General features: G+C 46.4%; 5 protein-coding genes and 1 pseudogene. 4 read left to right on the top strand and 2 right to left on the bottom strand.

Features of this window, described 5'->3' with window-relative positions; translation table 11 throughout:
• Both AACS80_RS23905 and AACS80_RS23900 read left to right on the top strand, forming a co-directional pair.
• Nucleotides 1–303: pseudogene (locus tag AACS80_RS23905) on the top strand (hypothetical protein); the annotation flags it as partial.
• A 448-nt stretch (nucleotides 304–751) separates the two neighbouring features.
• A complete protein-coding gene (locus AACS80_RS23900) occupies nucleotides 752–1,072 on the top strand; it encodes a helix-turn-helix domain-containing protein (protein WP_086200708.1) in 321 nt (106 codons plus the stop codon).
• Between the two features lie 30 nt (nucleotides 1,073–1,102).
• Here AACS80_RS23900 and AACS80_RS23895 read toward each other — a convergent pair whose 3' ends face one another.
• Nucleotides 1,103–1,426: a type II toxin-antitoxin system RelE/ParE family toxin gene (locus tag AACS80_RS23895; RefSeq protein WP_126688455.1), complete on the bottom strand. Its 324-nt coding sequence runs from the start codon at nucleotides 1,424–1,426 to the stop codon at nucleotides 1,103–1,105.
• Nucleotides 1,427–2,412: 986 nt separating this feature from the next.
• On the opposite strand from AACS80_RS23895, the gene AACS80_RS23890 reads away from it, so the two are divergent.
• Nucleotides 2,413–2,604: a Rop family plasmid primer RNA-binding protein gene (locus AACS80_RS23890; RefSeq protein ID WP_135411026.1), complete on the top strand. Its 192-nt coding sequence runs from the start codon at nucleotides 2,413–2,415 to the stop codon at nucleotides 2,602–2,604.
• On the top strand, nucleotides 2,604–3,035 hold the full coding sequence (locus AACS80_RS23885) for a helix-turn-helix domain-containing protein (protein ID WP_115726050.1): 432 nt from the start codon (nucleotides 2,604–2,606) through the stop codon (nucleotides 3,033–3,035). The genes AACS80_RS23890 and AACS80_RS23885 overlap by 1 nt, the downstream gene beginning before the upstream one ends.
• Nucleotides 3,036–3,242: 207 nt before the next feature.
• On the opposite strand, the gene AACS80_RS23880 is transcribed toward AACS80_RS23885, so the two are convergent.
• A partial coding sequence (locus AACS80_RS23880; protein ID WP_205714144.1) for a hypothetical protein occupies nucleotides 3,243–3,520 on the bottom strand: 278 nt, incomplete at its 5' end.

Below are 3,520 nucleotides of genomic sequence, written 5' to 3'. Positions count from 1 at the left end.
TGCGTGTCCGTTCACCGCTTTCTTTCGCCAGCCTGTGCCAGACTGTTATCTGAATGGCTTAAATGGTGTGGAGGCAGAACGGTGAAAAAATGGCTTGCGACCCTTATCGATGACTTGAAGTTTCTGGGGGCGGAGTTTAAGAGAGAGTTTTCGGATCTGGGTATTACCCCTGTGACGGCCGAGCAACATCAGCAGAGAATAGCTGAAATGCGCCGTTCCACTGTAGCTGGGAAGTTATCCCGGGGTGTTTTGCAAATCAGAGACGGGGTACTGACCTGGTATGGCATGAAAACGAAATGGTAGGCTTCCACCCGGAAATCCGGGCAGGAAAACCGGGAAAAATCGCGGTTTAACCTGCTTTTTTGTGCCAGGTCGGAGGTCATGCACTGCGCTGCATAATCATTCATAGGTCGTAAACGCGCTCGGATCGATTCTGCCGTGTTTTTGCCGAGTAAACAGTGGTTTTCATCGTCTTCGCGCTGAAATCGCACTCAGCGCGTTTCTGCGGTGCGTACAATTAAGGGATTATGGTAAATCTTTCGCGGTGCTCAAAAAAAATCACATAAAGTATTGCAAGATCGCTCAATCAGCCTTATATATTGATGTGCGGGTGATACAAATATTTGTATCGATATTGCAAAAGTGACAGATGCGAGTATAATGCCGCACCCTGTAAACCCATGCTATGTTTGTTTTTGTAGCAGGGTGGTTTGCACGCTTCATCAACTCACAGAACTTACAGGAGAGAGCTATGCTGCACACCAAGAGTGAGCCGTTTGCCCCCTTTTTTAAGGACTCTGTAGAGCTGAATATGATTTCCTTGAAATCAAAGTTGATCATTATCCTTACAGAGTTAATTCGCGAGAAAGGGTGGTCTCAAAGAGTTGCAGCAGAGAAGCTTGGTGTGAGTCAGCCAAGAGTTAGCAACTTAATGAATGGCCAGATATCTAAGTTTGCAATAGATACCCTTTTAGAAATGCTTTGCAGAATAGGGTTTGTTATGGATGTGTCTTTTCGGCCGCATGATAAAGAAAGCCCTATTGATGTTAAAGTAAAAAAAGCAGTGGTGTGACCCACTGCGATTACTGTTTGCCTTTTGTTTTTACACGATTTTTGATATTTGTTTATATCGTTCTTTGATTGTTTCCTCTTCGGATTTTGGGGTCCCATCAGATGTTTTTGAAAAAGCGTGTAGTATGAAAATTTGCTCTTTCCCTACTACATAAACCAGTCTGTATGCTGGCTTTCCATTTTTTGTCCATTCCATGACCCCTTTTCCGAGGCCGTTCATTGGCTTTGTTTTTCTGATAGGTTGAATTCCGCACTGTAAGCGGACTATCTCTACCAAGACCTCATCAAACATGGCTTTTGTGAATGATTTTTTTAGGTCTTTTTCGGCACCGCCAACATATACGATTTCTTTCATTAGCACCTCCTTACTTGTGTCGTCGATTAATAGCGTTCATACGCATACCTCTGTAGGTTGTAGTTGTCACTGTATTAAAAACAGGCAGATTTCCAATTATTCATTATACGGGCTAATGAGATAATTCCGGAAGCTTGATTATATAAATTTTTGTATGTCAGCGAACTGATCGCTTGCTTTTTGAACGATTGGTGCGATGCATTTATCGTTTTCTGTAATCTCTGAATCGTTTTCTTGACGCGGGATTAAGTCAGGCTTAGTCTGGGGATGAAAAAAAACCGCCTGGGGAGGCGGTTTTTTTCAAAGGTTCAATGAGTTGGGGAACTCGTTGAACCAGGTAACTGGCTTACACGGAGCGCAGATACCAAAACTTGTCTTTTCAGTTTAGCCGTAGTCAGGCTGCTACTTCAAGAACTCTTGTGTAGTAAGTTCTGCAATCTCACTCCGTGAATCTAGTTACCAGTGGCTACCGCCAATGGCGTGTTGTCGTGCCTTTTCGGATTGGAATCAAGAAGATAGTTGCCGAAATTGGCGTGGTAGTCGGACTGAACGGGGGGGTCGTGCATACAGTCCAGCTTGGAGCGAACTGCCTACCCGGAACTGAGTGTCAGGCGTGGAATGAGATAAACGCGGCCATAACAGCGGAATGACACCGGTAAACCGAAAGGCGGGAACAGGAGAGCGCACGAGGGAGCCACCAGGGGGAAACGTCTGGTATCTTTATAGTCCTGTCGGGTTTCGCCACCACTGATTTGAGCATTAATTTTTGTGATGCTCGTCAGGGGGGCGGAGCCTATGGAAAAACGCCCCTGCGGGGCGTGGCCTTATGCTCTGTCTTTGGTTGCGCTCCCCGTATGGTTATCTTCTGTCTTACTTGTCACTTAGTCAGCTCCGTCCGCTCGCCGCAGATAAGTGACCGAGCGTAGCGAGCGAACGATCGAGGAAGCGGAAGAGAACCTGATTTCACATGGAGCACTGACGCTGTGATGACGAAACAACAGAAAGCTGCGCTTAATATGGCGACGTTTATCCAAGGGCAGACCCTGCTTTTGTTGGAAAAGCTTAATGAACTCGATCTCGATGTTGAGGCGGATCTTTGCGAAAAGCTCCATGAGGATGCGGAACAACTTTGTCGCACTCTGACTATTCGTCTGGATGGTCATCAGGGGGATTTATAATGGCCCGGGTATCTATTAGCGAAGCGGCGCGCCTTGCCAGTGTCAGTCGTCCAACTATTTACAAGTTACTCAAATCTGGTGAGTTAAGTTACACCTCAGTTGTAAAGCATGGAAAAACTGTAAAAGTTATTGATACTACAGAGCTTATTCGTGTTTTCGGTTCTCTTGCTTTTGACAGTGAACGTGACAATGTCGTTGTAAAATTTGACGATCACTCTACATGTGTTAACAGCGATTTTTTACAGGATTTACAGCATCAGGTGGCACTTTTGCAGGCAGAAAACGCCGGGCTGAAAGATGCAGTGAATGCCCGGGATGAACATATCAACTCACTTCGTCAGGCCATGCAGCTGCTGGAGCATAAACAGGGCACTGCCGATCCTCAGCATGTCCCTGCAAAGTCCTGGTGGCAGTTCTGGAAATCCCGCTGAGTCATTACCACGCATTCCGGCCATAGCGTTCGGCCTGCCACTCAGTTTCTGTCGGATATGGATTTTTGTGCCTTTTCGTCCTGCTAATTTTCCTGCACGTTTGACTTCTTATGGCTGAGAAAGGCCAGAAAATCGTGTCACACCCCACGCAGTATACACTGCTCAGCCGGAAGCCTTTGCTGGCAAGGCTTCCGGGGGTATACCCCCTCATGTATGAAATGGTATACCAGAAGGTGTTTTTATGCCGTAAAAGCCAGTCGTGGTGAGGCCTGAAGGCGGTATACCAGATGGTGAATGGCATGGTATACCAGAAAGGTCTTTATGACCGCGGCGATACCTTTCCTGATAAGGTATTGCTTCTGGTATACCCATTTTCTGTTTGCACGATGCAATGTCTGTATCTCCCTCTTTGCGCGTTATGGATAAAAAAACTGTCATGACTGCGCCCAGACACCCTGCCAGTGCCTCACGACCCCGCAATAAAT

The organism is Escherichia sp. E4385, from assembly GCF_963883145.1.
Lineage (GTDB): Bacteria > Pseudomonadota > Gammaproteobacteria > Enterobacterales > Enterobacteriaceae > Escherichia.
The sequence above is the reverse complement of the archived record's forward strand: the minus strand, read 5'-3'. Positions and strand labels throughout refer to the sequence as shown.

What these genes read in the sequence shown, in the direction of transcription:
- AACS80_RS23900 (WP_086200708.1), top strand. Translation starts at nt 752, where the DNA reads ATGCTGCACACCAAGAGTGAGCCGTTTGCCCCCTTTTTTAAGGACTCT.
- AACS80_RS23895 (WP_126688455.1), bottom strand. Translation starts at nt 1,426, where the DNA reads ATGAAAGAAATCGTATATGTTGGCGGTGCCGAAAAAGACCTAAAAAAA.
- AACS80_RS23890 (WP_135411026.1), top strand. Translation starts at nt 2,413, where the DNA reads ATGACGAAACAACAGAAAGCTGCGCTTAATATGGCGACGTTTATCCAA.
- AACS80_RS23885 (WP_115726050.1), top strand. Translation starts at nt 2,604, where the DNA reads ATGGCCCGGGTATCTATTAGCGAAGCGGCGCGCCTTGCCAGTGTCAGT.